18 protein-coding genes are annotated in these 22,627 nt (G+C 69.6%); 7 read left to right on the forward strand and 11 right to left on the reverse strand.

Annotated elements, in window-relative coordinates; all coding sequences use genetic code 11:
* Position 1: 1 nt before the first annotated feature.
* Positions 2-703: an alpha/beta fold hydrolase gene (locus ACQEU1_RS22810; RefSeq protein WP_433205132.1), complete on the forward strand. Its 702-nt coding sequence runs from the start codon at positions 2-4 to the stop codon at positions 701-703.
* Here the strand turns inward: ACQEU1_RS22810 and ACQEU1_RS22815 are convergent.
* Genes ACQEU1_RS22815 through ACQEU1_RS22825 form a run of 3 tightly spaced genes read right to left on the reverse strand, consistent with a single transcriptional unit; the run spans position 688 to position 3,499 of the window.
* Positions 688-1,428: an SDR family NAD(P)-dependent oxidoreductase gene (locus tag ACQEU1_RS22815; RefSeq protein ID WP_433205135.1), complete on the reverse strand. Its 741-nt coding sequence runs from the start codon at positions 1,426-1,428 to the stop codon at positions 688-690. The genes ACQEU1_RS22810 and ACQEU1_RS22815 overlap by 16 nt on opposite strands.
* Before the next feature lie 50 nt (positions 1,429-1,478).
* A complete protein-coding gene (locus tag ACQEU1_RS22820; protein WP_433205138.1) occupies positions 1,479-3,017 on the reverse strand; it encodes a BTAD domain-containing putative transcriptional regulator in 1,539 nt (512 codons plus the stop codon).
* A gap of 41 nt (positions 3,018-3,058) precedes the next feature.
* Entirely contained in the window at positions 3,059-3,499 is a 441-nt protein-coding gene (locus tag ACQEU1_RS22825) for an Lrp/AsnC family transcriptional regulator (protein WP_433205141.1), read from the reverse strand.
* 59 nt (positions 3,500-3,558) lie between these two features.
* Between ACQEU1_RS22825 and ACQEU1_RS22830 the strand changes: the two genes are divergently transcribed.
* From ACQEU1_RS22830 to ACQEU1_RS22840, 3 genes are all read left to right on the forward strand, one after another.
* Positions 3,559-4,692: a MalY/PatB family protein gene (locus ACQEU1_RS22830; protein WP_433205144.1), complete on the forward strand. Its 1,134-nt coding sequence runs from the start codon at positions 3,559-3,561 to the stop codon at positions 4,690-4,692.
* A gap of 104 nt (positions 4,693-4,796) precedes the next feature.
* The gene (locus ACQEU1_RS22835; RefSeq protein WP_433205147.1) at positions 4,797-5,477 is read left to right on the forward strand and encodes a DMT family transporter; all 681 of its coding nucleotides are present in this window, start codon (positions 4,797-4,799) and stop codon (positions 5,475-5,477) included.
* A gap of 10 nt (positions 5,478-5,487) precedes the next feature.
* Positions 5,488-5,859 (forward strand): tetratricopeptide repeat protein, encoded by a 372-nt coding sequence (locus ACQEU1_RS22840; RefSeq protein WP_433205150.1) that lies wholly within the window; start codon positions 5,488-5,490, stop codon positions 5,857-5,859.
* On the opposite strand, the gene efeB is transcribed toward ACQEU1_RS22840, so the two are convergent.
* The 3 genes from efeB to efeU are packed head-to-tail and all read right to left on the reverse strand — an operon-like array spanning position 5,856 to position 9,055.
* Positions 5,856-7,103: an iron uptake transporter deferrochelatase/peroxidase subunit gene (efeB, locus tag ACQEU1_RS22845; RefSeq protein ID WP_433205153.1), complete on the reverse strand. Its 1,248-nt coding sequence runs from the start codon at positions 7,101-7,103 to the stop codon at positions 5,856-5,858. The genes ACQEU1_RS22840 and efeB overlap by 4 nt on opposite strands.
* On the reverse strand, positions 7,100-8,218 hold the full coding sequence (gene efeO / locus ACQEU1_RS22850; RefSeq protein ID WP_433205156.1) for an iron uptake system protein EfeO: 1,119 nt from the start codon (positions 8,216-8,218) through the stop codon (positions 7,100-7,102). The genes efeB and efeO overlap by 4 nt, the downstream gene beginning before the upstream one ends.
* 12 nt (positions 8,219-8,230) lie before the next feature.
* Positions 8,231-9,055: an iron uptake transporter permease EfeU gene (gene efeU / locus ACQEU1_RS22855; RefSeq protein WP_433205159.1), complete on the reverse strand. Its 825-nt coding sequence runs from the start codon at positions 9,053-9,055 to the stop codon at positions 8,231-8,233.
* A gap of 130 nt (positions 9,056-9,185) precedes the next feature.
* Here efeU and ACQEU1_RS22860 point away from each other — a divergent pair, with 130 nt between their 5' ends.
* Positions 9,186-10,004, forward strand: a complete 819-nt coding sequence (locus ACQEU1_RS22860; RefSeq protein WP_433205162.1) for a hypothetical protein — start codon at positions 9,186-9,188, stop codon at positions 10,002-10,004.
* 1,285 nt (positions 10,005-11,289) lie between these two features.
* Here the strand turns inward: ACQEU1_RS22860 and ACQEU1_RS22865 are convergent.
* Genes ACQEU1_RS22865 through mfd form a run of 4 tightly spaced genes read right to left on the reverse strand, consistent with a single transcriptional unit; the run spans position 11,290 to position 19,914 of the window.
* Positions 11,290-14,460 (reverse strand): S41 family peptidase, encoded by a 3,171-nt coding sequence (locus ACQEU1_RS22865; protein ID WP_433205165.1) that lies wholly within the window; start codon positions 14,458-14,460, stop codon positions 11,290-11,292.
* Positions 14,461-14,489: 29 nt separating this feature from the next.
* Positions 14,490-15,410, reverse strand: coding sequence for a MazG family protein (locus tag ACQEU1_RS22870; RefSeq protein WP_433205168.1), 921 nt, complete (start codon positions 15,408-15,410; stop codon positions 14,490-14,492).
* Entirely contained in the window at positions 15,407-16,348 is a 942-nt protein-coding gene (locus tag ACQEU1_RS22875; protein ID WP_433205171.1) for a hypothetical protein, read from the reverse strand. Before ACQEU1_RS22875 ends, ACQEU1_RS22870 begins: the two co-directional genes overlap by 4 nt.
* A 14-nt stretch (positions 16,349-16,362) precedes the next feature.
* Positions 16,363-19,914, reverse strand: coding sequence for a transcription-repair coupling factor (mfd, locus tag ACQEU1_RS22880; protein WP_433205174.1), 3,552 nt, complete (start codon positions 19,912-19,914; stop codon positions 16,363-16,365).
* A 594-nt stretch (positions 19,915-20,508) separates the two neighbouring features.
* On the opposite strand from mfd, the gene ACQEU1_RS22885 reads away from it, so the two are divergent.
* Positions 20,509-21,036, forward strand: a complete 528-nt coding sequence (locus ACQEU1_RS22885; protein WP_433205177.1) for a DUF4291 domain-containing protein — start codon at positions 20,509-20,511, stop codon at positions 21,034-21,036.
* A 7-nt stretch (positions 21,037-21,043) separates the two neighbouring features.
* Positions 21,044-22,153 carry a PQQ-dependent sugar dehydrogenase gene (locus ACQEU1_RS22890; RefSeq protein WP_433205180.1) on the forward strand — a complete coding sequence of 370 codons (1,110 nt, stop codon included), beginning with the start codon at positions 21,044-21,046 and terminating at the stop codon, positions 22,151-22,153.
* On the opposite strand, the gene ACQEU1_RS22895 is transcribed toward ACQEU1_RS22890, so the two are convergent.
* The gene (locus tag ACQEU1_RS22895) at positions 22,137-22,601 is read right to left on the reverse strand and encodes a MarR family winged helix-turn-helix transcriptional regulator (RefSeq protein WP_433205183.1); all 465 of its coding nucleotides are present in this window, start codon (positions 22,599-22,601) and stop codon (positions 22,137-22,139) included. The two genes, ACQEU1_RS22890 and ACQEU1_RS22895, sit on opposite strands and share 17 nt — an antisense overlap.
* Positions 22,602-22,627 lie beyond the last annotated feature (26 nt).

Raw genomic sequence — 22,627 nt, forward strand, 5'->3', positions numbered from 1 at the left:
CGTGCTTCATGTCGAACGTGGTGGAAACGGGCCGTTGCTGGTGCTGCTGCACGGGCTGGGAGCCACGGGCGAGGTGTGGCGGGAGGTCGCCGGAGCGTGGCCCGGCAGCTGGATCGCACCCGATCTGCCCGGTCACGGCCGCAGCCCGCGGATCACCAGGTACACGTTCGGCGCGCTGGCCGCGGCCGTCGCCGAGGAGATCCCGCGGGAGCCCGTCGTGGTCCTCGGGCACTCGCTGGGCGGCGTGGTCGGACTGGCGCTGGCCAGCGGCTGGTTCGGGGTCGAGGTGACCACCGTCGTCGGTGTGGGGATCAAGGTGCAGTGGACCGACGACGAGCTGGCCAAGGCCGCGGCCCTCGCGGCCAAACCCGGAAAGACCTTCGGCACCCGCGAAGAAGCGGTGGAACGAGCGACGAAGATGGCCGGGGTCCCGATCGAGCACGGCGTGTCCGAAGTGGACGGTGGATGGGCGCCGGCGCTCGACATGCGGGCGTTCGGCGTGGGCCGGCCGGACATGGCCGGGCTGATCATGGCCGCGCAGGCCCACGTCGTGCTGGCGGCAGGGGAGAACGACCCGATGAGCCCTCAGGAGCACCTGAAGGAGCTGGTGCCCGAGCCGGTCGTGTTCGCCGGCGCGGGCCACAACGCGCACGTCGAGTCGCCCTCGGCCGTCGCCGCCCTGCTCGCTCAGCTCGCGACGTAGCCGCCGTCCGCGGTGATCACCGAGCCCGTGATGAAGCTGGCCCGGTCGGTCGCGAGGAACAGCACGGCCTCGGCGATCTCCTCCGGCTGGCCCACGCGCTGCAACGGCAGGTCCTTCGCGATCGCGTCGAACACCTCGCCGGCCTCGGCCAACGCCTTGTCCGTGGCGACCGGGCCGGGCGCCACGGAGTTCACCCGCACGCCGGCCGCACCGAACTCGGTGGCCCACGAACGGGTCAGCGCGTCCATCGCGGCCTTGGAGGCGTTGTAGACGGACCCGACCGGGGTGCCCACGACGGCCGCGATCGACGAGACGTTGACGATCGAACCCTTGCCGCGCGCCACCATCGCCGGGGCGAGGGCGGCGGTGAGGAAGTACGTGCCGCGCACGTTCACGTCGAACACCTGCTGGTAGGTGTCGAGCGACTGCTCGGCGGTCGGCGAGAACGGGAAGATGCCCGCGTTGTTGACGAGCACGTCGACCTCGCCGACCTCCTCGGCGAGCGCGCGGACGTCGTCGACGCTGGCGACGTCCGAGACGATGAAGTGACCGGTGCCGCCCGCCGCCTCGATCAGCGCGACGGTCTCCTTGCCGAGCTCGGCGCGGCGGCCGCTGACGTAGACGGTGGCGCCGGCCTCGGCGAGCTTGACCGCGATCGCGCGGCCGATGCCCGAGGTGGCTCCGGTGACGAGTGCCTTCTTGCCTGCGAGTTCCTTGGTTGACATGTCTCCTAACGTGCTCGCGCCAGGTCGTCAGGCCATAAATTCCGGATGAATCAGCTGGTCAGCACCGGTACGCGCCAGCCGAAGTACATGCGCACGAAGTGCGGCAGCCGGTACCGGCCGAGCACCAGCGGTTCGATCAGGTGCACGTCGGCGAGCGCCTCCAGCAGGAACTCGATCGCACCGGGATCGCCACCGGACATCTCCGCGGCCTCGCACACGTCGATGACGTCCCCGTCGCGCCGGGCGAAGCACTGCAGCAGGTGGCGTTCCTGGCCGGTGAGCTGCTGCTCGGCCTTGATCATCGGCGCGAGCACGGCCCTGCAGTCCGACGGGATGGCCTCGCCCAGCAACGTCTCCCGCTCCATCTGGGCGAGCAGCATCGCGACCGTCCAATCAGGACGGCCGGCGAGCTTGCCGCCGAGCACCCGGATGGGGTTCGGCAGGTAGGAGAGGCGGGACAGGACGACGTCCGTCACGTCGGCCTCGCGGTCGGCCCGCGCCGGGTCGAGCACGCGGCGGAAGAACTGGTTCGCCTCGGCCTCGGTCAGCCCCGCGATCTTGAGCCAGAGCACGCCGGGCAGCTCGTTCCACCGACGCACGCTGGTGAGGAGCAACGCGGAACCCGGCGTGCGCAGCTCGGCGATCCGCGCCGGGTCGCGCACGTCGTCGACCACCACCAGGAACCGCCGGCCGCGCGCCTTCTCCCGCCACAGCGCGGCCCTGTCCCCCACCGGGTTCTCGACGCCGACGGCCCGCAGCAGCTCACCGGCCACGTCGTCCCCGCTGACGAAGAGCTGCCCGTCGGGGTAGTGCTGCTTCGCGAGGTGCGCGACGTGCACCGCGAGCGCCGTCTTGCCGCTGCCGTGCATGCCGGTGATGCCGACGGTCTGCGGCAGCGCCCGCAACGCCTGGGCGATCTCGGCGGCGCGGCCGGTGAAGTCGGGCAGGCCGGGCGGCAGCAGGTCGAGCCGGCGCGCCAGGTGGAGGTCGCCCCTCAGGATCCGCTCGTGGACCGCGCGCAGCTCAGGCCCCGGTTCGAGGCCGAGCTGCTCGTTCAGCAGCGCGCGCACCTCGTGGAACTGGTCCAACGCCTCGGCCTGCCTGCCGTCGCGGTAGAGGGCCTGCATCAGCAGGGCGCGCGGTCGTTCCCGCAACGGGAAGGCGGCGACGTGCTTCTGCAGCTCGAGGACGTCCAGCTCGCGTTCGAGCCACGCCTCACGGCACTGGAGCCGCTCGTTGCCGATCCTGACCCGCTGCGCCTCGAAGTACGTGCTGCTCAGGCCTTCGAACGGCTCGCCGCGGCAGTCGTCGAACAGCTCGGCGTTGAGCGTGTAGCCGCCGTCCTTGGACTTCAGGTCGAGCTCGGGGATCGCCTTGCGGATCTTGTACATGTACGTCCGCAACGCCATCACCGCGCTGGGCTTCGGGTCGTCCCACACCATGCCGATCAGCTGGTCGTTGCTCAGCCGGACGCCGTTGTTCAGCAGCAACGCCGCCAGCACCGCCCGCTGTTGCCGCGGGCCCAGGTCGATCTCCTCGTCGTCGCGCCAGGCTCGTACCGGACCCATCAGTGAGAAGCGCAGGCTCATACAACGAGTCAACGCCCGTGCGCATTCCGTGCTTCCCCGTCTCACGGACTGGCGGGCAACGGGCGCGGTTCGATCACCTGCTTCATCACGATCGTCGACGTCAGCCCGCGCACGCCGGGCAGCTTCGCGAGCGTCTCCTCGTACAACCGCTGGTACGACGCGAGGTCCGCGGTGACGACGCGCAGCAGGTAGTCGGGGCTGCCGAACAACCGTTGCGCCTCCACGACGTTCGGCACGTCGACGAGGGCGCGGTCGAACTCGGCCATGGTGTCGAGGCGGAGCTTGGCGAACACCAGCGCCTCGAAGCCGAACCCGAGCGCGGCCGCGTCCACCACCGCGCGGTAGCCGTGGATCACGCCCTCGCGTTCGAGGTCGCGCAGGCGGCGCTGGCAGCGGGAGACGCTGAGTTGCACGCGCTGGGCCAGGTCGGTGACGGTGATCCGCCCGTCGCGCTGGAGCTCGGCAAGAATCTTGCGGTCCATGGCGTCCATGAGCAAAGAACGCAAACACCTTGCCGCCGAGTTCCCCTAGCTTTTGCCCCATGAGCAACCCGTTACGGCAGGTGACGCTGGACGAACTGAAGAGCCGCACGAGCGTGAAGTGGCGGCAGTACGAGGAGGACGTGCTGCCCGTGTGGGTGGCGGAGATGGACGTCCTGCTCGCCGAACCCGTGGCGCGGGCGATCACCGATGCCGTGCGGCGGGGTGACACCGGCTATCCGAGCGGGACCGCGTACGCCGAGGCGCTCGCGGAGTTCGCCACGGCGCGGTGGGGCTGGACGCCCGCCGTCGAGCGCACGGCGATCGTGCCGGACGTGATGCTCGGGGTCGTCGAGATGTTCCGGCTGGTCTCGGACCGGGACGCGCCGGTCGTCGTCAACAGCCCGGTCTACCCGCCGTTCTACCAGTTCGTGGAGTCGTTGGGACGACAGGTGGTCGAGGCGCCGCTGACGGACGCGCGGCTCGACTTCGGCACACTGCGCCAGGCCTACGAACGGGCCGGGCGCGGCGCCGTCCACCTGCTGTGCAACCCGCAGAACCCGACCGGCACCGTGCACACCGCCGACGAACTGCGCGAGGTCGCCCGGCTGGCACGTGAGCACGGCATCCGCGTCGTGGCGGACGAGATCCACGCGCCGCTCACGACCGGCGGGTTCGTGCCCTACCTGAGCGTCGCGGACGACGGGCTGTCGCTGATGTCCGCGTCGAAGGCCTGGAACCTCGCCGGGCTCAAGGCCGCGCTCGCCATCGCCGGGCCCGCTGCCGCCGACGACCTCGCGCGGTTGCCGGAGGAGGTCGGCCACGGCCCGAGCCACCTCGGCGTGCTCGCCCACACCGCGGCGTTCTCCCAGTCCGCCGACTGGCTGGACGCCCTGTTGGAGGGCCTCCAGGAGAACCGGCGACTGCTGGCGGACCTGCTCGCCGAGCACCTCCCGGCCGTCCGGTACGCGCCCGGCGCCGGCACGTACCTGGCGTGGCTCGACTGCCGCGAGCTCGGGCTCGGCGACAGCCCGGCGAAGACGTTCCTCAGGCAGGGCAGGGTGGCGCTGAACTGCGGGGTGCCGTTCGGCACGGGTGGCGCCGGGTTCGTCCGGATGAACCTCGCGACCTCGCCGGAGATCATCACCGAGGCCGTCCACCGGATGGCGAAAGCCTGGAACGAAGCCTCGCTCTAGGGCTCGGGGCCTGGTACGGCTGGAGTCCGTGCGGATCAAACCGGGCTTCGCGGCGGTGACGGTGCTGGTCTGGGCGTCCGGCTACCCGGTCGGTGCACACGTGCGTGGCCGGGTTGCTGGTGCAGGCCTGCCAGTTCTCCGGTGTCTACCTCGGGCTGCGGATGGGCGTTCCGGCGGCGACCACGGCGTTGGTCATCTCGTGCACGCCGGTGCTCACGGCGGTGGTGGCGGCCTGGGTGTTCCGCGTCCGAATTGGACTCCGGCAGGTCGCCGGGCTCGTGCTCGGCGTCGCGGCGGTGCTGGCGGCGCTCTGGGACCGGCTGGGTTCGTTCGGGACCGGCACGCTGTTCACCGCGCTCGGCATGCTCGGGTTCGTCGCGGGTGGCGTGTACCAGCAGAGGTTCTGCCAGGACACCGACTTCCGGTCGGGCAACGCCGTGTCGGTGCCGGTCGTGGGGTTGCTGGCGCTGACCGAGAGCTCACCGGTGACCGATTGGCGGCAGTTCTGGCTGACCGTCGCGTTCCTGGTGCTGGTCAACTCGATGGGCGGCGCGTCGTTGTTCCTGGTCGGCGTCCGCACGGGCGGCGCGGCGGCGATGACCACGCTGTCCTCTGTGGTCCCGGCCGTCACGGCGGTGATCGCGTGGCCGTTGCTCGGGCAGGTCCCGACCGGCGGGGTGCTCGCCGGTCTCGTGCTCGGTTTCGGAGCGTGCCGGCTCGGCGCGGTCGCTCGTTCAGGTCCTGTCGCCCGGACGGCAGTCGAAGAACCGGCAGGCGATGGGTAACGTTGATCGAATGACGGACGGCACCTTCGAAGCGTTTCGGAAGGCCGAGGCGTTGATGGCGCAGCGCAGGCCTCTCGACGCGCTGCGCGAACTCAGGCAGGTGCTGGACGAGGCAGGCGAGGCGCCGTCCGTGCAGCTGCTGGCCGGCCGGGCCTACCTCGGATCGGCGCAGCTCAACAGGGCTGAAGAGGCGTTCCGCAAGGTGCTCGACCTCGATCCGAGCGATCACTACGCGCGGTTCGCGCTCGGCAAGACGTTGCAACGGCAGATGCGCCTCCCCGAGGCACTCGCCCAGCTCCGGATGGCGGTGGCGATGCACCCGTCACCGGAGTACCAGGAAGCGCTCGGAGAGGTCAAAGCCCGGCTGGCCCTGGGGAACTAGCCGAACAGCGTGTCTCCCCAGTACCCGCCTTCCTTCACGCCGGGCGGTACGGCGAAGTGCCCGGAACCGGTGTGCTCCACGTACTCCATCATGTCGTCCTTTGTGGACAACGCCTGCTGCATCGGCACGAACTGCGTGCGGCTGTCCCGGTTGAACGCCACGAAGAACAGCCCCGCGTCCAGGTGCCCGAGCCCGTCCGAACCGTCGGTGAAGTTGTAACCGCGGCGCAGGATCCTCGCCCCGTTCAACGACTCCGGCGACGCCAGCCGGATGTGCGCGATGTCGTTGATCAACGGCACCCCACCCGCACCCCTGACGTGCAGATCAGGCTCGTCGAACTCCTTCGCCTGCCCGAGCGGCGCGCCCTCGCCCTTGCTGCGGCCGACGATCTGCTCCTGCTCCACCAGCGACGTGCGGTCCCAGATCTCGATGTGCATCCGGATCCGCCGCGACACCAGGTACGTGCCACCGACGAGCCACTCCGGCCCGTCCTCCTTCGAGACCCACACGTGATCACGCAGGTGATCGGTGTCCTCGGCCTTGATGTTGCGGGTGCCGTCCTTGAACCCGAACATGTTGCGCGGCGTGGCCTGCTCCCGCGTGGTCGACGACGTGCGGCCGAAGCCGAGCTGCGACCAGCGCACCGCGACCTTCCCGAACCCGATCCGCACCAGGTTGCGGATGGCGTGCACGGCGACCTGCGGGTCGTTCGCGCAGGCCTGGATGCAGAGGTCGCCGTTGCTGCGGGCGGGGTCGAGGTCGTCCTTCGGGAACCGCGGCAGGTCGATCAGCCGTTCCGGCCGCTTGTCCTTGAGCCCGAACCGGTCGTCGAACAGCGACGGCCCGAACCCGATCGTGATCGTCAGCGCGGAGGCGGGCAGGTCGAGCGCCTCGCCGGTGTCCTTGGGCGGCGCCTCGACGTTGCCTCCGACCGCGCCGTTCTCCGCCGCCTCCTGACCGGCCGTCATCCGTTCCGCGGCGACCGTCCACTCCTTGAGCAGCGCGACCAGCTCATCACGGCTCTTCGTCTTCACATCGAGCGCGACGAAGTGCATGTGGTCCTGTGCCGGCGTGGTGATACCGGCCTGGATCTCACCCCGGAACGGCACCTTGGCCGCCGCGACGTTCTCCACCGCCGCCGACTCGCGGGAGGCGAGCACCCCGGCGGCGGCACCCGCGCCCGCGAGCGCCACCCCGGCACCCGCGAACCCGAGCAGCCTGCGCCGGGGAACTCCCGCGGTCACTTGGCGGACACCACTTCCGCGACCTTGCTGACCGGCTCACCGAGCGCGTCGACGGCCTCGGCCAGCGCCTTGATCTCGTCCTGCGTCAGGTCGGTGTAGAGCTTGAAGCCGTCGCCCTTGCGGTGCTTCTCCAGCGCCTCGTCCAGCGCCTTGAACTTGTCGTCCAAAGTGGACACGAGGGCCTTGTCCTTCTGCTCCACGGCCGGGCGCAGCGCGGCGATCGCGGCCTGCGAGCCGTCGACGTTGGCGCGGAAGTCCCACAGGTCGGTGTGCGAGTAGCGGTCCTCCTCACCGGTGATCTTGCCGGTGGCGACCTCGTCGAGCAGCTCCTTGGCGCCGTTCGCGAGCTGCACGGGCGTGAGCTCGACGCTCTTGGCCTTGGAGACGATCTCCTTGACGTCGGTCAGCAGGTCGTCCGCGATCTTGTCGGAGTCGGCCTGCAGCCCGGACGTCCACAGGTCCTTCTCGAGGCGGTGGTAGCCGGTGAACGCCATGCCCTCCTCGATGACGTCCTCGCGGCCGTCGATCTTGGGGTCGAGGTCGCCGAAGCTCTCCGCGACGGGCTCGATGCGTTCCCAGTACAGCCGCGAGACGGGGAAGAGCGCCTTGGCGTCCTCGACCTTCTTGGCCTTGACGGCGTTGACGAACTCCTCGGTCTTCACCAGCAGCTGGTCGGCCTGCGAGCTCACGTAGCGCTGGTAGCTCTTGGTCGCCTCGGCCAGCAACGCGTTGCCGTCGGTCGACTTCTTGGCGTCACCGGTGACGGTGAAGTCGCCGCGGATGCCGTCGCCCTTCATGCCGGGCTTGCAGGCGGTCTGGAGCTTGCCTGACTCGGTGACCTCGACGATCAGCTTCCTGCTGAGCCCCGGTCCGATGTTCTCGACCTCGCCCAGGATCCGGTCGCCCTCGGCGTAGAGGTAGAACTCGGTCACCTTGGTGCCCTTGTTGGTCACCTCGAACGTGACGTTGCCGGTGGCGGCCTCGGTCTTGGCGACCTTGCACGCGTCGTCACTGGCCTCGACCGCGATGGAGCCGCTCGCGCCGTCGGTCGTGCCGCCGTTGCTGCACGCCGCCAGCACCGCGAGAGAGCCCAAGATGACTGCTGCCTTGCGCACGGTTACTCCAGATCAGTTGGCCACGGCGGCGCGACGGCGCGGCCGGATGAGGAACAGGGACAGGACGACCCCCACGTAGGCGACCCACGCGATGGCCTGCAGCACGGACGTCCGCTGCGAGTAGTTGAAGAAGCCCTTGAGCAGCGCGCCGTACCAGGAGTCCTCCGGCAGCACGTCGCTGATGTCGAACGCGAGCGTGTCGAGCCCCGGCAGGATCGCGGCCTCCTGCAGGTCGTGGATCCCGTAGCTGAGCACCCCGGCGGCCACGAAGACGAGCAGCACACCGGTGATCGTGAAGAACTTTCCAAGATCGAACCGGATCGCACCCTGGTACAGAAGTGCGGCGATGCCCACAGCAACCAGGATGCCCGCCACGAACCCGATCAAGGGTTGCGTTGTTCCGCCGCCCGCCGCCTGCACGCTGGAATAGAAGAAGACCGCCGTCTCCAACCCTTCCCTGCCGACCGACAAAAGGGACACGAGAACGATGGCAAAAGGTCCGATTTGCAACGCTTCATCCATTTTGCCGCGCAGCTCCTTGGCAATGGTCTTCGAAGCCTTGCGCATCCAGAAGATCATTCCCGTGACGAACGCGACCGCAATGATCGACATCGTCCCGCCGAACGCCTCTTGCTGCTCGAACGTCATTCCGGCGGCACTGAACGTGATGATCGCGCCGGCCGCCACCGACAGCGCCACCGCGGTCGCGACACCGACCCAAACCCACTTGAGCGCGTACCTTCTGTCCGTTTTCACCAGAAACGCGATGAGGATGCTGACGACGAGCGCGGCTTCAAGCCCTTCCCGCAGCCCGATCAGCCCATTCGCCAACAACATCTCGCCGCCTCCGTGAATTAGGTCGGCCTTATTTAAGGTAAGCCTCACCTGATTGTCCAGCCGCCAACAGTGCCGGTTTCATCACGCTTCACTCCGTCAGCACCCGTGCGGAGCACGTACCCTCGATGCCGTGGTCCCGCCGCCCGCAGTCCAGGAACCCGCCCGCCGCAACCGTTCAGGCAACATCATCGGCCGCATCGTCCTGGTGCTGCTGCTGATAGTCGTGGTAGCCGCAGGCGCCTGGGGCCTGGGCGCCCTCAACCGCCGCGACGCGGCTCCACTGGGCCCGCCACCGTTCCTGGTCCCCATCCAGGAGGTGGAACCAGGCGCCGCCGCCCCGGGCAGCGCGGCCTCCCCCGGCACCACCGCGACGGCGAACCCGCTCCAGGAGTGGGCGACGCGCGTCGCCTCCAAGACCGACATCCCGGTCCGAGCCCTGCACGCCTACGCGTCAGCGGACCTGGCGATGCAACAGGAGGCCCCGGCCTGCCGGATCAGCTGGGCCACCCTCGCGGGCATCGGCCGCATCGAGTCGCACCACGGCAACATCAACGGCGCCAAACTCCAGGAGAACGGCCTGCCGTCCCGCCCGATCATCGGCATCCCCCTGGACGGCGCGCCGGGCGTGAAGGCGATCCACGACACCGACGGCGGCCGCCTGGACGGCGACACGACGTGGGACCGAGCCGTGGGCCCGATGCAGTTCATCCCGGGCACCTGGAACAAGTGGGCGAAGCGAGCGGCAGGCGACGGCCTCCCCGCAGACCCGCAGAACATCGACGACGCGGCCCTGACCGCAGCCCGCTACCTGTGCGGGGGCGGCGCACGAGACCTGGGCACAGGCCAGGGCTGGTGGCAGGCCGTGCTGGCGTACAACAACTCGGTGGAGTACGGCCAGAACGTGTTCAGCGGCGCCGACGCCTACGCAAGGGCGAGCACCCCGCAGTAACAACGCAGGCAACTCAAGCAGGCACACCCAAGCAACGCGAAGCCGAAGGCGAGCCGACCCGACGGCGAAGCCGAGGAGTCTTGGCTCTTGCCCTTAGCCAAGAGGGCCCGGCGGTGGGGTCCCGTCACGAGTCGCGCCACAGCTCTTGCTGCACCTGCCTGGGGATGTCAAACGGACACGCTTTTCGTCCGTTTGACATCCCCAGGCAGGTGTGGCCCGCTCTTGGCTCGACTTGTGACGGGACCCCACCGCCAACGCAACCAAACTACGAAACAGGCAGCCGCCCAACACAAACAGGCGTGCCATCAACCCGCTCACGGCGCGGTGCCCCCCGATCAGATTGCCGGGGGTCTGGGGGCAGAGCCCCCGGAGGGAAGCACGCACCAGGAACCCGCAAACGCAACAGGGGAACGCTACGGACCCCAAGCAGAACAAGAGGAGGCTGAGACCGGGCGGAAACGCGGTCCCAGCCCCCTCTTCTCAAACCCCTGCCAAAGGCGCGGAGGACGTGGAGATCTCCTCGGCAGGGGAAGAAACAGCCGGCTCCTCACCAACAGGAGGTTCCTCACCGACAACCGGCTCAGCCCGATCACAAGGCGGGGCAGTGCTAACCGGCGGAACCACAGGCTCCTCAGCCCGAGGCGTAGACGGCGGCACCTCAACCGGAGGCGTGACCACAGGCGACGCAACAGGAGTCTCCACAGGAGTCCCAACAGGACTCTCCTCCAACACAGGAGGAACCGGCGGAGGCTCCACACTGGACCCAACAGCCGAAGTGGTCGTGACAACGGGAGAAGAAGTCTCAGCCGGCTCAGGCTCCACCTCGCCGGGCTCGTTCCGCCCAGTAGCCCCGGGCTTCACCCCGGACTCCGGAACCCGAACGGTCTCGGTGACGGTAGTCCCGCCAACCACCCGAGTAGCAGTGGAAACCCGAGCAGCAGCACGAACTTCCCGAACCGCCCCCTCCACCACCACGGTCTCGGTAACGGTGGACAGCGACACCGCGGTCTCGAACGGCTCGGTCCACCACTGTGAAGTAGGCCGAACCGCGGGCGGCGCAGCCAGCGGAGCCTCCGCGCCCCCGCCTGTGAACGCGATCAACGCGAACATGCCGCCCAGCGCCAGAAACGGCACGACGACCACTGCCCCGAAGCATCCACGCCCACTGCGCGGCTCTTCACGGTGACTCATCCCAGCACACCCCCGAACGGTGAGGACTGTTCCATCTGGTTGATCGTCCACATGGAACAGTCCGTCACAGTTCTTTAGTCACACGATGGGGTGGTCAGGCCAATGGCGGCAACTCCGGAGCGTGAGCAGCCGGTGAAGATGAAAGAGTTTCCAGGGCCAGTGAGACGGCCTTCTCCAGCTGCGGGTCGCGGCCGGCGACGCGGTCGGCGGGCGTCATGACCACCTCGATGTCCGGGTCCACGCCGTGGTTCTCGACGCCCCAGCCGTGGCCGGTGAAGTAGGACGCGTACCTCGGCTGTGTGACCATCGTGCCGTCCACCAGCGTGAACATCATGTCGATGCCGATCACGCCGCCCCAGGTCCGGACGCCGACCACCGGGCCGATGCCGAGCTCCTTGATGGCCACGTTGACGATGTCGCCGTCCGAACCGGCGTACTCGTCGGCCACCGCCACGACCGGACCGCGCGGCGCGTCCTGCGGGTAGGACTCGGAGGCCGTGTAGCCGCGCGCGACGGACCAGCCGATCACCTTGCGGCCGAGCTTCTCGATCACCAGCTGGGAGGTGTGGCCACCGTTGTTCTCGCGGACGTCCAGCACCAGCGCCTCGCGCGTGAGCTCCATCCGCAGGTCGCGGTGCAGCTGCGCCCAGCCGGCGCCCATCATGTCCGGCACGTGCAGGTAGCCGACGCGACCACCGGAAGCGGCGTGCGTGAACGCACGGCGCCCGGCGACCCAGTCGTGATAGCGCAGTGGTTCCTCGTCTGCCAGTGGCACGACCACGACGCGACGCAGTTCTCCACCACCACCGGGTCGCACGGTCAGCTCCACGGGCTTACCGGCCGTTCCCACCAGCAACGCACCAGGGCCGGCGAGCCCGACCGGGCGTCCGTCCACGGCCACCAGCACGTCCCCGGCCCGCACCGCCACGCCAGGCGCGCAGAGAGGGGATCGAGCGTGCGGATCGGAGGTCTCGCCGGGGATCACGCGCTCGACGACCCACGAGTCGCCGACGCGGGCCAGATCGGCGCCCAGGAGCCCCTGCCGGCGCGAGGCGGGCACCGCGGGGGAAGACCCCCACACGTACGCATGGGAGGTCCCGAGCTCGCCCTGCACCTCCCACAGCAGGTCGACCAGGTCGTCGTGGCTGCCCACCTCGGCCACCAGCGGCCGGTAGCGGTCGAGCTCGCCCTGCCAGTCGACACCGCCCATGTCGGTGCGCCAGAAGTGGTCGCGCATCAGGCGGCCGTTCTCGGCGTACATCTGCGCCCACTCCAGCGCCGGGTCCACGACGACCCGGACGCGCGCGAGGTCGATCTCGACGTGGTCGGCCGAGTCCTCGTCCGCCTTGCTGTCCGACGGCACGACCCGCAGGTCACCGCGGTCCTCGACGACCATCCGCTTGCCGTCGCCGGACACCGCAAACGCTTCCGCGCTGTCCGACAGCACCTCGGTCTTGATCTTGGCGAAGTCGAACCGCTCCAGCACGGTCCGCGGCGGCCGGGCCTCCGGCGACGCCAGGTTGTCGCCCAGCACGCCGAGCAACGGCCGGCGCAGCCACAGCAGGCCGCCCTTCGCGGCGCGCAGCGACACGTAGTCGGCGGCCGCGACGGGCACCGGCACCACGCGGTCGGCGAGGCCTTCGAGGTCGACCTTCGTCACCGGGGTCTTCTCGTCGTCGTCCTCAGAGTCCTTGTCCTCGTCGCCGACCGGGCGGCCGCCGTGCATCGGCGCGAACGGCGACGGCGTGGTCGCGGCCAGCGGCACGAGGTACGGGCGGCAGCCGGTCGGGAACGACAGGTCGAACACGTGCGCGTCGTAGATCGGGTCGAACGTCCTGATCGACAGGAACGCGAGGTACTTGCCGTCCTCGGTGAACGTCGGCGCGAAGTCGGCGAACCGCAGCGGCGTCGCGTCCACAACGGACAGATCCGCCGCGTTCACCATCTTGATGTGCCGCAACGGAGACGGGCCGGGGTGCGACCAGGCGAGCCAGGCAGAGTCCGGCGAGAACGCGAGGTTCGTGATGTGCGCGTTGGCACCGGACACGACCTCGCGCACTTCGCCGGAACCGATGTCCACCAACAACAAGCGGCCGTCGTGCGTGGCGACACCGACGCGCGAACCGTCCGGCGCGGCGGCCATCGACATCACGCGGCCCAACGCACCGGAGGCGACGCGGCGAGGCGTGTTGCCCGGCTCCACACCGCCGACGGGCGCGATCTCCAGCGCCTCCTCGCCCTCGACGTCGGTCACCCACACCACGTGCCCGGTCTCGCCGAGCACCTTCGGCAGCCGGGCGCGCACGTCGGAACGGTCGGCCAGCACGCGCACCGGGCCGTCGCGGTGCGTCACCCAGTGCACCGAACCGCGGACCTCGACCGCGGAGGCGCGGCCGGTGTGGTCGACGCTGAACGACTCGACGTTGCCGGAAGCCTTGATGTGACGCGGTTGCAGGCCGGTGCGCGGGCCGCCGAGCTTGATGTCGAGCTTGCGCAGTTCGGAAAGGCCTTCGAGCAGCCAGAGTTCGCCCGCCTGGTGGAAGATCACCCGCGAGCCGTCGGTGGAGGCGTTGCGCGCGTAGAACTCCCCGGAGGAGTGGCGGCGCAGGTCGGTGCCGTCCGGCTGCACGGAGTACAGGCTGCCGACGCCCTCGTGGTCGGACAGGAACGCGATCCGCCCGTCGACCCACATCGGGCTGGCGAGCGTCGACTTCAGCTCGTCCACGATCCGGACGAACTCGCCGGAGCCGTCGAGGTCCACCCACAGCTTGCCGGCCGTGCCGCCGCGGTACCGCTTCCACGCCGACGGTTCCTGCAGGTAGCTGGAGGTGGTGACGACCTGGCCGTCAGGTCCGAAGGAGACGTCGTTGACCCAGCCGTACGGCAGCACCTCGGAAGGCCCGCCGTCCAGCGGAACGGCGTGTGCCCGCTTTCGGACGCGCGACATGGTGCCGGTGGAGGTCACCGCCAGCACCCGCCCGTCCGGTGTCCACCCGGACACGGCCGAGCGGCTCACGCCCCAGTGCGTCAATCGGCGGGCCGGGCCACCGTCCACAGGGGCCACGCGCACCTCGGGAGCGCCGTCGATCACGCTGGCCCAGGCCAGATGCGTGCCGTCCGGCGAGAACCGAGGCGTGCGGGCCGGCACCTGATCGGCGGACGCGCGCCAAGCCCTGCCTCCGTCGACGGGCGCGAGCCACACGTCGTCCTCGGCCACGAACGTCACCAAGTCACCGCGCAGATGCGGATACCGCAGGTAAGTCACGAGATCGACGTTAGCCCAACGCCGCCGTTTCAGGAGGGCAAAAAGCGCCGCCAGTCGGCAGCGGCAAGAGATTCAATACCTTCGGCCCGCGCCTTTGCTTCCGCTTCCCTGACGTTCGCGGCGAAGCGGCGAGAAACCTGTCGCAGTTCGGTCTCCGGGTCCTCGCCGGCGAGCTTGGCGAGCGCGGTCACGGCGAACAACGTCGTGCCCGTGTCGTCGCCCTCCGGCAGCAGGTCGACGGGGAAGCCCGCGCGTTTGGTGCGCTGCACCAGCTTCGCGGCCAGCGCCACGGCGGGCTGGCCGAGCGCCACACCGTCCACACTGGACTCGCGCTTCTTCTCGACCTGCTTGAGCTCCTCCCAGCGGTGCTGCTGCGAGGTCGCGTCCGTCACGGCGGGGTCGTTGCCCTCGAAGACGTGCGGGTGCCTGCCGACGAGCTTGGCGACCAGCTCGGCCGCCACGGCGTCGACGTCGAACGGGTCGTCGGCGTCCTCGGCCGCGACACGGGCGTGGAAGAGCACCTGGAGCAGCACGTCTCCGAGTTCCTCGCGCATCGCCGCGCGGTCGCCGTCCTCGATCGCCTCGAGCAGCTCGAAGGTCTCCTCGACGAGGTACTGGCGCAGCGAGTCGTGCGTCTGCTCGGCGTCCCACGGACAGCCGCCGGGCGAGCGCAGCCGGTGCATGACCGCGGCCGCGTCGAGCAGGCCCGCGCCCAGCGGCTCGGGCGTCGTGATCACCCGCGCGTCCGGGTACGCGGACGCGTCGGTCGTGATCACCACCGAACCGTCGGGCAGCACGGCCGGTGCGGGCCCGTCCACGCCCAGCTCACCCCAGGACTCCTGGGGCACGCCCTCGCCCGCGTAGACGGCCTGAGCCGTGCGCAACGCGGGCAGGGCGGCAGCGGGCAGCACGGCTCCGAGCCGCTCGCTGAGGACGACGACGGTGATCAAGACTTGTTCTTGGTCGCGCTCACACCGACGAACCCACCGCGCTCGCCGACGTTGCCGACGACCTGCGCGTTCGTCGCGTCCCACACGCCGTAGCGGGGGTTGACCTCGATGTTCATGTCCGCCGTGAGGAACTGCGCGATCCGGAGACCGAACGCCGCGAGCAGCTGCGGGTCGATGCGCTCGACCAGGTCCTCCTCGCCGGGCGTCGGCGAGACCGTGTTGCGCTGCTTGACCAGCGCGACCATCCAGCTGGACTGCTGCTCGTCGGCCGGGAAGGCGACGACGGTGCCGGGCTTCACGCCCCACAGCATCGTGTGCACCAGCGACGGGTTCTCGGTGACGCGGACCTTCTGGTTCGTGCCCGACGCCTGCTGGCCACCGGCCGTGCGCGGGGCCTCCTGGACGAACCGCGACATCTTCGAGGAGTCGGCGGCGACCTCGGCGGCCTTCTCCTTGGCCTCCTTCGGGTCCTGGACCTGGAAGAAGTCGATCTCGACCTGGAGGGTCGAGAGGTTGCGGCGGGCGAGCTCACCCATCACCAGCACGTCGCGCTGACGGCGGTAGATCGTGGTCTCGTCCTGCTCGCTCTGCTTGGCGGCGGCCTCGGCGCCACCCTTCTCCTTGATCGCGTCGTACACCTTGGTCTCGTCGACCGTGATGTTCTCGCGCTGGGCCGCGGCGGCCGCGATCTGGTGGGTGATCTCGTCGGCCAGCACGAGCTTCGACACCTGGTCGAGCTTGCCCTGGTCCTGCATCTGCTGAGCCGCGGGCTCCTTCTTGAGCACCTTCACGGTGCGGTCCTGGACGGTCTGCAGGCTGATCGTCTCGTTTCCGACGATCGCCGCCGAACCGGCCTTGGCAGGCTCGGTGCCACAACCGGTGGCCAGGAGCGCCACGGCAACACCGACCAGCGAGAAACGCTTCAGAACAGTGCTCACGAGGACCTACCTTCTCACGCCTTGGTGACCGGGGTCACGGGAGTCCCCGCGAGTGAGTCGAGGAACGCACCGCACCAGTCCAGCAGCTCCTGGTCGCGCAGCTGCGGTGCGCCCATTCGGCCGCCTGCCGCCCCCTCGGTGGGACGCGGCACGGTGACCGTGCCCATCGCCTGCTTGTAGACCGCCTTCGGGAAGAGCCGGCGCAGCCTGACCAGCTGCGAGTCCAGCAGTTCGAGTTTCGCGAACCGCAGGTTCTGGCCCATCGCGATGACCTCGGTGACCCCGTGCCGGCGGCAGGCGTGCCGCAGCCGGGCGACGCCGAGCAGCCGTTCGACGGGCTCGGGCGGGGTGCCGTACCGGTCTTTCAGCTCTTCCCAGACGGACTGGAGCGAGGCCTCGTCGGTGGCGGCCGCGATCTTGCGGTAGGCCTCCAGCCGCAGCCGCTCGCCGGGCACGTACTCGTGCGGGATGTGCGCGTCGACGGGGAGGTCGACCCGCACCTCGGCGAGTTCCTCCTCCTCGGCGCTCTCCGCCCCTGCGTGCTTGCGGAACGCCTCGACGGCCTCGCCGACCAGCCGGACGTAGAGGTCGAAGCCGACGCCCGCGATGTGCCCGGACTGCTCGGCGCCGAGGATGTTGCCGGCGCCGCGGATCTCCAGGTCCTTCATCGCGACGGCCATGCCGGCGCCGAGCTCGGTGTTCTGCGCGATCGTCGCGAGCCGGTCGTGCGCGGTCTCGGTCAGCGGCGTCTCGGACGGGTACAGGAAGTACGCGTACCCGCGTTCGCGGCCGCGGCCGACGCGTCCGCGCAGCTGGTGCAGCTGGGCGAGGCCGAGCAGGTCGCCGCGTTCGACGATCAGCGTGTTGGCGTTGGAGATGTCGAGGCCCGTCTCGACGATCGTGGTGCAGACGAGGACGTCGAACTCGCGTTCCCAGAAGCCCTGGATGATCTTCTCGAGCCGGTCCTCGTTCATCTGGCCGTGCGCGGTGACGACGCGCGCCTCCGGCACCAGCTCGCGGATGCGCCGCGCGGCCTTCTCGATGGACGAGACCCTGTTGTGCACGAAGAAGACCTGGCCGTCGCGCAGCAGCTCGCGGCGGATCGCGGCACCGACCTGCTTGTCGTCGTACGCGCCGACGTAGGTGAGGATCGGGTGCCGTTCCTCCGGCGGGGTCAGGATCGTGGACATCTCGCGGATGCCCGCGAGCGACATCTCCAGCGTGCGCGGAATGGGCGTCGCGGACATCGTGAGCACGTCGACGTGCGTCCGCAGCGCCTTGATGTGCTCCTTGTGCTCCACGCCGAAGCGCTGCTCCTCGTCGACGATCACGAGGCCCAAGTCCTTGTACCGCACCGTCTTCTGCAGCAGCCGGTGCGTACCGATGACGATGTCGACCTCGCCGTCCGCGAGGCCCGCGACGGTCCGCTCGGACTCCTGCGCGTCGGTGAACCGGCTGAGCCCCTTGACGTTCACCGGGAACTGGCGCATGCGTTCGGCGAACGTGTTGAGGTGCTGCTGGGCGAGCAGCGTCGTCGGCACCAGCACCGCGACCTGCTTGCCGTCCTGCACGGCCTTGAAGGCGGCGCGGACGGCGATCTCCGTCTTGCCGTAGCCGACGTCACCGCAGATGACGCGGTCCATCGGGACGCCGCGTTCCATGTCGGCCTTGACCTCGTCGATCGCGGCCATCTGGTCCTGCGTCTCGGTGAACGCGAACGCGTCCTCCAGCTCGCGCTGCCAGGGCGTGTCGCTCGCGAACGCGTGTCCGGGCGCGCTCTGGCGTGCCGCGTAGAGCTGCACGAGTTCGGCCGCGATCTGCTTGACCGCCTTGCGCGCCTTGGACTTCGTGTTCTTCCAGTCGCTGCCGCCGAGCTTGTTGAGCGTGGGCAGCTCGCCCCCGACGTACCGGCTGACCTCGTCCAGCTGGTCCGTGGGCACGAACAGCCGGTCGCCGGGCTGGCCCCGTTTGCTGCTCGCGTACTCCAGGACCAGGTACTCGCGGGTGGCGCCGGCCACCGTGCGTTGCACCATCTCCACGTACTTGCCGATGCCGTGCTGCTCGTGCACCACGAAGTCGCCGGCCTTGAGCGCCAGCGGGTCCACCGCGTTGCGCCGCTTGGACGGCATCTTGCGCATGTCCTTCGTGGACGTACCGCCGCGCCCACCGGTCAGGTCCGTCTCGGTGAGCACCACCAGCGCCAGGTCGGGTAGCACGAACCCGTCCTCGAGCGCACCCCGCACGACCGTGACCATGCCGGTCTTCGGCGCCTCGTCGAGGCTTTCGAGGCAGACGGCCGCGACCTCGGCCTCCTTGAGCCGTTCCTCGGCCCGCTGCGCCGTACCCGCACCGGGCACCACCAGCACGGCGGCACCACCGGCGGCCGTGTGCGCCTTCAAATCCGTGAACGCCCGCTCGACGTCCCCCTGATAAGCCTCGACGGGCTTCACGTCGAGGTGCACCACGTCCTGGGAGTCCGTGGTGAGCTGGCTGAGCGTCCACCAGGGACGGTCGTTGCCCTTGGCCTGCTCCGCGACCTCGCCGATGCCCTGGTAGGCACTGCGCCCGAGGTCGATGGGCGCCTTCCCCCCACCGGCGGCCGCCATCCACGACGCCTCGAGGAACTCCTGCCCGGTCCGCACCAGGTCGGCGGCCCGCGCCCGGATCTTCTCGGGGTCGTTCAGCAGCACGTGGGTGCCGGGTTCCACGACGTCCGTGAGCAGCTGCAGCTCGCCGGGGCACAGCGCAGGGATGAGCGCCTCCATGCCCTCGACCGCGATGCCGCCGGAGATCTTCTCCAGCATCTCGGCCAGGTGCGCGTCGGACTGGTGCTGCTCGGCCAGCTCCGCGGCCCGCTGCTTCACGTCCTCGGTGAGCAGCAACTCGCGGCAGGGCGGCGCCACGAACTCCTGCACCTCCTCGGCCAGCGACCGCTGGTCCTGCACGGAGAACGGCCGGATCTCGCTGACCTCGTCGCCCCAGAACTCCACCCGGTAGGGGTGCTCGGCCGTGGGCGGGAAGATGTCGAGGATCCCGCCGCGCGTCGCGTACTCGCCACGCTTCTCGACCATGTCGACGCGGCTGTAGGCGTTCTCCGCCAGCCGAGTCACGAGCTCGACGAAGTCCTGCTCCTCCCCGACCTCGAGGTGCACGGGCCTCAGGTCCCCCAGCCCGGGCGCCATCGGCTGGATGAGACTCCGCACCGTCGTGACCAGCACCCGGATCGGGTTGCCCTCGGGGTGCTTGAGGCGGCGCAGGATCTGCAGCCGCGCCCCGACCGTGTCCGCCCGAGGACTCAACCGCTCGTGCGGCAACGTCTCCCAACTGGGGAAGAACGCGACCTTGTCCGCGCCGATGAGGTCCCGCAGGACACTCGTCAGCTCCTCGGCCTCCCTGCCCGTGGCGGTAACCGCGAGCACGGGCCTGGCCGTGGACAGCGCAGCCGTCACCAGCGGCCGCGCGGCCAGGGGCCCGTCGAGCTCCAACTCGGGCACACCGGCCGAGTCGATCAACGTGCGGAGGGCTTTGTCGGGCAGGACACCATCGAGCAGGCCGAGCAGCGGCATGTGAGAAACCCCGGTCGTGGGAGACGCCAGACAGACCCCTGCCTGGGACGAGGGGTCTCGGTCACCCACCATAGCTCGTCCCGCGACCCCTTATCGGGTGGCTTGAGCGCGGCTCCGCCACAGCAGGGACATGCGCGCCAACCGCAGTCGCCAACGCAACCCGACCACGCACGCAGGCCCGGCGCGCGGTGCCAACCGGTCAGCCGTCGACGCAGGCCAACCACCTACGAGGCCTGGCACGCGATGCCGCAGGCGAGCCCGAACGGGGCTGCTGCCCGGCTGGTCAGCGGTGTCACCCATCGATTGCGATTGGGGCTTGACTTTGGGTGCGAGGTGCTACCACTAGTGGCTCGGCCTGGCCTCTTTTCAGCCCGGCCTTTTCCGGTCCGACAAGCGCCTCGCAAGGGCCCCGAAGTCAAGCCCCAATCGCCACCCCCAGGCGTTCGTCACGACCCGCGCGAACACCCTCGCAACCGCAGCCCAACCAACAAAACGCGACCAACTCCGCTGGAACGCAACCCACCCCGCTGGAACAGGAACCCGACCCGGCAAAATCGCTGGCCCACCAACCAATCACCGACCACCCTGGCCGGCATGAAAGAAATCAGGGCTGACTACGACGATCAGTCCATCGTGGTCTACCAGGCCTACTCCCCGGCGATCGCCGACCCCGCACTGCGGGCCCAACGCTTCGTCCCCCCGTTCAAGCTGACCAGGATGACGTGGATCAAGCCGTCCTTCCTCTGGATGATGTACCGCTGCGGCTACGCCACCAAGCAGGACCAGGAACGCGTCCTCGCCATCCGAATCACCCGAGAGGGCTTCGACTGGGCCATCGCGAACGCCGTCAGCAGCCGCATCCCCGGCAAACCCCAGGTGCGCGTCCAGTGGGACCCGGAACGCGGCCTCAACCACGAAGCCCTGAACCACAGGTCCATCCAGATCGGCCTGACCGGCGAAGCCGCCCACCGCTACGTCAACGAGTGGACCCTGAGCATCACCGACCTGACCGAGCGAGCCCGCGAGATCCACCAGCACGTCCGCGCCAGAGACCTGGACAAGGCCCAAGCCCTCCTCCCGCCCGAACGGCCTTACGGAACCTCCACGGCGCAAAACGCATAGTTGAGACATGCGCGCACTAGTTGCAGCAGGGTTGGCCCTAGGACTAGCGGCCTGTTCGTCGCCGGCACCAGGCGGCAACGCCCCGTCCAAGGCCCCGGCCCCACAAGGCCTGCAGGTCGAGGAGGTGGCCGGCGGGTTCCAGCACGCCTGGGACATCGGCTTCCTCCCGGACGGCTCGATGCTGGTCACCGAACGTCCAGGCCGCATCAAGCTGGTCAAGAACGGTCAGGTCACCGACGTCGAAGCCGACCTGACCGACATCCAGGTGCGCGGCGAGGGCGGCCTCATGGGCCTCGCGATCCACCCGGACAACCAGCGCTTCACCGTCTGCTACAACACGACCAAGGACGTGCGGCTGACCACGTTCAAGCTCGACGGCACGACGGCGACGAAGACGAAAGACCTGCTCACCGGCATGCCGTCCAACCCGAGCGGCCGGCACTCCGGGTGCCGTCCGACGATCGCCCCGGACGGCACCATGTTCATCGCCACCGGCGACATCGCGCAGGGGCGCAACCCGCAGGACCGCACCAGCCTCGGCGGCAAGGTCCTCCGGATCGACCCGGAGACCGGCGAGGGCGCCGCGGACAACCCGTTCGCGACGTCGGCCAACGCCAACGAGCGGCGGGTCTACAGCTTCGGGCATCGCAACGTGCAGGGCGTGGTGTTCCGGCCCGGCACGGACCAGATCTTCTCCAGCGAGCACGGGCCCGACGTCGACGACGAGGTCAACCTGCTGCGGAAGGGCGCCAACTTCGGGTGGGACCCGTCCAAGGGCGGCACGCAGGGCGGGTACGACGAGGACGTGCCCATGACGGACCTGCAGCGGTTCCCCGACGCCGTGCCCGCGGTGTGGTCGTCCGGGTCGCCGACCGAGGCGATCTGCCAGGCCGCGTTCTGGAACGGCAAGCTGGCCATCACGGCGCTCAAGGGGCAGAAGCTGCTGCTGTTCACCCTCGACGCGGCGGGGAAGGTGCAGAACGTCGCCATCCCCGACGAGCTCAACGACAGGTACGGGCGCCTGCGGGCCGCCCGCACCGCGCCGGACGGGTCGCTCTACGTCACGACGTCCAACGGCACCGACGACAAGCTGCTGAAGCTCACAGGAGCCGCGTGAGTCCGCGCACGAACGAGTCAGAAGACGAACCCAGCGCGGCGAAGTAGGCGCGGTCGGCGGACTCGACGGCGACGGAGGCCGAGCCGACCAGCGCCGCGCCATCAGCACTCAGCGACAGCAGGTGCACCCGCGCATCGGCGGGATCCACGCCGCGCGCGACGAGCGAGCGGGCCACGAGACGGCGCACGACCTGCGAGGTCATCATCGGGTCGGTGCCGGCGTGCTCGGCGAGGCGTTGCTGGGACGGCGGCCCGGCCGAGGTCTCCAGCCAGCGCAACGACGACAGCAGCACGTACTGCACGTGGGTGAGGCCGAACGGGGCCAGCGCGGCTCGCATGGCCCGCTGCCACCCCAGCGTCACGCGCCACAGCAGGAAGCCAGGCGCTTCCGGGCCGTTCGACCCCTCGACGAACGGCCCGGACACGTCACGCCCCTCACCCGGAGACATCGCTCGGTCACACCTGAACCGTTTCA

It is taken from the genome of Lentzea sp. CA-135723, assembly GCF_050936595.1.
Taxonomy (GTDB): domain Bacteria; phylum Actinomycetota; class Actinomycetes; order Mycobacteriales; family Pseudonocardiaceae; genus Lentzea.